Below are 4,155 nucleotides of genomic sequence, written 5' to 3' on the forward strand. Positions count from 1 at the left end.
CCGCCGGAGGCCCGGATCGGACGGGGCTCGATGCCCCGTCCGATCCGCCCCCGGGTGCACGATGTGCAGACGGGGGGTGCACAGGGGGTGCACGGGGGGTGCACAGCGGATTTCTGCCGATCGGGGCGCCGTTGACACCCGGCGGCAAGCCCCTTATGTGCCGCGCATCTCGGCCCGGGCCCCGTGCCCGATCCGGTCAAGCCAGATCCGTTGGGCACGGTCCGCGATATTGCTTCGCGCACCCTCTGCGACCAACCGCAAACGTCCAGGTCGGTATTCCGGGCGTCTGCGGCCATCGGCGTTTGGGGCGTCCGGTTCGCGTCGATTTGCGAGAGACATGAACAGTTTACGGGGAACCCGATGCCCACCATCCAGCAGCTGATCCGCAAGCCGCGGCAGCCCAAAGTCAAACGCTCCAAGTCGCTTCACCTCGAAGGCTGCCCGCAGAAGCGCGGCGTCTGCACCCGCGTCTACACGACGACCCCGAAGAAGCCGAACTCGGCCATGCGGAAGGTGGCCAAGGTGCGCCTGACCAATGGCTACGAGGTCATCAGCTACATCCCCGGTGAAAGCCACAACCTTCAGGAACACAGTGTCGTCCTGATCCGTGGCGGCCGGGTGAAGGACCTTCCGGGCGTGCGCTATCACATCCTGCGCGGCGTGCTCGACACGCAGGGCGTCAAGGATCGCCGCCAGCGCCGTTCCAAGTACGGCGCCAAGAAGCCGAAGTGATCCCGGCCGACGCCGACTGACCGGGCGGGCCGCGGCCCGCCACCCGCAAACGATTTCAAGAGGATACGCCGATGTCCCGCCGCCACGCCGCTGAAAAGCGCGAAGTCCTGCCCGACGCCAAGTATGGCGACAAGGTGCTGACGAAGTTCATGAACAACCTGATGATCGACGGCAAGAAGTCGGTCGCAGAGCGCATCGTCTACAATGCGATGGACCGCATCGAGACCAAGCTGAAGCGCTCGCCGATCGAGGTCTTCACCGAAGCGCTCGACAACGTGAAGCCCGCCGTGGAGGTCCGCTCCCGCCGGGTCGGAGGTGCGACCTATCAGGTTCCCGTCGAGGTCCGCCCCGAGCGTCGCGAGGCGCTGGCAATCCGCTGGCTGATCAATGCCAGCCGTGCGCGCAACGAGAACACGATGGAAGAGCGCCTGGCCGCCGAGCTGATCGACGCCGTCCAGAGCCGTGGCTCTGCCGTGAAGAAGCGCGAGGACACCCACAAGATGGCCGACGCCAACAAGGCGTTCAGCCACTACCGCTGGTGATCCCCATGCCGGAGAACGACGGGCCGCCCAGCCATGCGGCCGGCGACCCTTTGGTTCGCCGGTAGCACGCCATTCCGAGGCTCGCGCATCGCGCGCCTCTCGACGTAACGCACGCCAAATCAAGGATATATCCCCATGGCACGCGACTATCCGCTGCAACGCTATCGCAACTTCGGCATCATGGCCCACATCGATGCCGGCAAGACGACCTGCTCCGAGCGTATCCTGTTCTACACCGGCAAGTCCCATAACATCGGCGAGGTGCATGACGGCGCCGCGACGATGGACTGGATGGAGCAGGAGCAGGAGCGCGGCATCACCATCACGTCCGCCGCGACGACGACCTTCTGGCAGCGTCAGGAAGAGCCGACCAAGGACGGCACGTCCGACACCAAGTACCGGATGAACATCATCGACACGCCGGGCCACGTCGACTTTACCATCGAGGTGGAGCGTTCGCTCGCCGTGCTCGACGGTGCCGTCTGCGTGCTGGACGCCAATGCCGGAGTGGAGCCCCAGACGGAAACGGTCTGGCGGCAGGCCGACCGCTACAAGGTTCCGCGCATCGTGTTCGTCAACAAGATGGACAAGATCGGCGCCGACTTCTTCAACTGCGTCAACATGATCGAGGATCGCACCGGCGCCCGCGCCGTTCCCGTCGCGCTGCCCATCGGCGCCGAGAACGAGCTCGAGGGCCTGATCGACCTCGTCACCATGGAAGAGTGGGTCTGGAAGGGCGAAGACCTGGGCGCGTCCTGGGAAAAGTGCCCGATCCGCGACAGCCTGAAGGCTCAGGCCGAAGAATGGCGCGGCAAGATGATCGAGGCCGCCGTCGAAGAAGACGACGACGCCATGATGGAGTACCTGGAAGGCAACGAGCCCGACGTGGACACCCTGCGCAAGCTGCTGCGCAAGGGCACTCTCGCGCTGCACTTCGTTCCGGTACTGGGCGGATCCGCGTTCAAGAACAAGGGCGTACAGCCCCTTCTTAATGCGGTCATAGACTATCTGCCCAGCCCGCTCGACGTCGTCGATTACATGGGCTTCAAGCCCGGCGACGAAGAGGAAGAGCGCAACATCGCGCGGCGCGCGGACGACGACATGCCGTTCGCCGGCCTGGCGTTCAAGATCATGAACGACCCGTTCGTCGGCTCGCTGACCTTCGTCCGCATCTACTCGGGCAAGCTCTCCAAGGGCGACACGATGCTCAACTCCACCAAGGGGAAGAACGAGCGTGTCGGCCGCATGATGATGATGCATTCGAACAACCGCGAGGAGATCGAGGAAGCCTTTGCCGGCGACATCATCGCGCTTGGCGGGCTCAAGGACACGACCACGGGCGATACGCTCTGCGACAAGCAGGACCCGGTCGTCCTTGAGACCATGACCTTCCCCGATCCGGTCATCGAGATCGCGGTCGAGCCCAAGACGAAGGCCGACCAGGAGAAGATGGCGCAGGCGCTTCAGCGTCTGGCGGCCGAGGATCCGTCCTTCCGCGTCGAGACCGACATGGAATCGGGCCAGACCATCATGAAGGGCATGGGCGAATTGCACCTCGACATCCTCGTCGATCGCATGAAGCGCGAGTTCAAGGTCGAGGCCAATATCGGTGCCCCTCAGGTCGCCTACCGGGAGACGATCGGGCACGAGGTGGAGCACACCTACACCCACAAGAAGCAGTCGGGTGGTTCGGGTCAGTTCGCCGAGGTGAAGCTGCTCATCCAGCCCACCGAGGCCGGAGAGGGCTACAGCTTCGAGTCCAAGATCGTCGGTGGCGCCGTTCCGAAGGAGTACATCCCCGGTGTCGAGAAGGGCATCAACTCGGTCATGGACAGCGGTCCGCTTGCCGGCTTCCCGGTAATCGACTTCAAGGTCCAGCTTCTGGACGGGAAGTTCCACGATGTGGACTCGTCCGTCCTGGCCTTCGAGATCGCGTCGCGGATGTGTATGCGTGAAGGGATGCGGAAGGCCGGTGCCAAGCTGTTGGAACCGATCATGAAGGTCGAGGTGATCACCCCCGAAGAATATACGGGCGGTATCATCGGCGACCTGACCTCTCGCCGGGGCCAGGTCACGGGACAAGAGCCGCGCGGCAACGCCATCGCCATCAACGCGATGGTGCCGCTGGCCAACATGTTCGGCTACATCAACACGCTGCGCTCGATGTCTTCGGGCCGCGCGCAGTTCACGATGCAGTTCGACCATTACGATCCGGTGCCTCAGAACATCTCTGAGGAGATCCAGGCCAAGTACGCGTGATCCGTCGTGCGCTGATCCTGGGCGGGGCCGCCGTGGCCCTGCTCTCTGCCTGCGTGGCTTCGCCCGTCGCTGCGCCCGATGATCTTGCCGCCTTCCAGGTGGTCGACGTCCGGGTCGAGGCGGCGCGCGCCGTCGCGGAGGCGGAAAAGCCCGTCGAGGTTCTCGCCGCCGAGGTCGAGGCCATCGTCGCGCGGAACGTGCAGGGCGTTCTGGACGGGGTCCGGTCGGACGGCACCCGTCCGGTCGTCGCCGACGTGCTCGTCATGCGGCTTTTCGTGCCCACGGTCGCGTCTGCGGCTTTGACGGCGCGCGGGGCGGCGGCGATGGACGTCTCCGTTCAACTGCGCGACGCCCAGACCGGGGAGGCGATCGGGGGCCCACGCGGCCTCCGCGCCCATGCCGATACGCGCTTTGGCGGCGTGCTTGCGGCGGTCATGACGGCGCAGGCCTTGGAACAGGGCGGACAAGCCGGCGAAATCGCGCGCGCCGCGCGGTCGCTCGGCGGCCGCATGGCCGAAATCATCTATGGAATCACGCCGTCCTGAGGGGCGGCACGTCAAGGAGAGAGACATGGCGAAGGCGAAATTCGAGCGGACGAAGCCGCATGTGAACATTGGCACGA

At 65.0% G+C, this 4,155-nt stretch carries 4 protein-coding genes; all 4 read left to right on the forward strand.

Translation table 11 applies throughout. From position 1 onward, the window contains the following. The first annotated feature begins 360 nt into the window (after positions 1–360). Positions 361–732 (forward strand): 30S ribosomal protein S12, encoded by a 372-nt coding sequence (gene rpsL, locus jaqu_RS08860; protein ID WP_043918620.1) that lies wholly within the window; start codon positions 361–363, stop codon positions 730–732. Between the two features lie 71 nt (positions 733–803). Further along, the gene (gene rpsG, locus jaqu_RS08865; protein ID WP_043918621.1) at positions 804–1,274 is read left to right on the forward strand and encodes a 30S ribosomal protein S7; all 471 of its coding nucleotides are present in this window, start codon (positions 804–806) and stop codon (positions 1,272–1,274) included. Between the two features lie 135 nt (positions 1,275–1,409). Beyond that, positions 1,410–3,533: an elongation factor G gene (fusA, locus tag jaqu_RS08870; protein ID WP_043918622.1), complete on the forward strand. Its 2,124-nt coding sequence runs from the start codon at positions 1,410–1,412 to the stop codon at positions 3,531–3,533. Beyond that, a complete protein-coding gene (locus jaqu_RS08875) occupies positions 3,530–4,078 on the forward strand; it encodes a hypothetical protein (protein WP_043918623.1) in 549 nt (182 codons plus the stop codon). The genes fusA and jaqu_RS08875 overlap by 4 nt, the downstream gene beginning before the upstream one ends. Positions 4,079–4,155: the final 77 nt, after the last annotated feature.

Source organism: Jannaschia aquimarina (assembly GCF_000877395.1).
GTDB lineage: Bacteria > Pseudomonadota > Alphaproteobacteria > Rhodobacterales > Rhodobacteraceae > Jannaschia > Jannaschia aquimarina.

Bases quoted from the DNA above. Each gene is read 5' to 3' on its own strand.
- rpsL (WP_043918620.1), top strand. From the start codon at position 361: ATGCCCACCATCCAGCAGCTGATCCGCAAGCCGCGGCAGCCCAAAGTC.
- rpsG (WP_043918621.1), top strand. From the start codon at position 804: ATGTCCCGCCGCCACGCCGCTGAAAAGCGCGAAGTCCTGCCCGACGCC.
- fusA (WP_043918622.1), top strand. From the start codon at position 1,410: ATGGCACGCGACTATCCGCTGCAACGCTATCGCAACTTCGGCATCATG.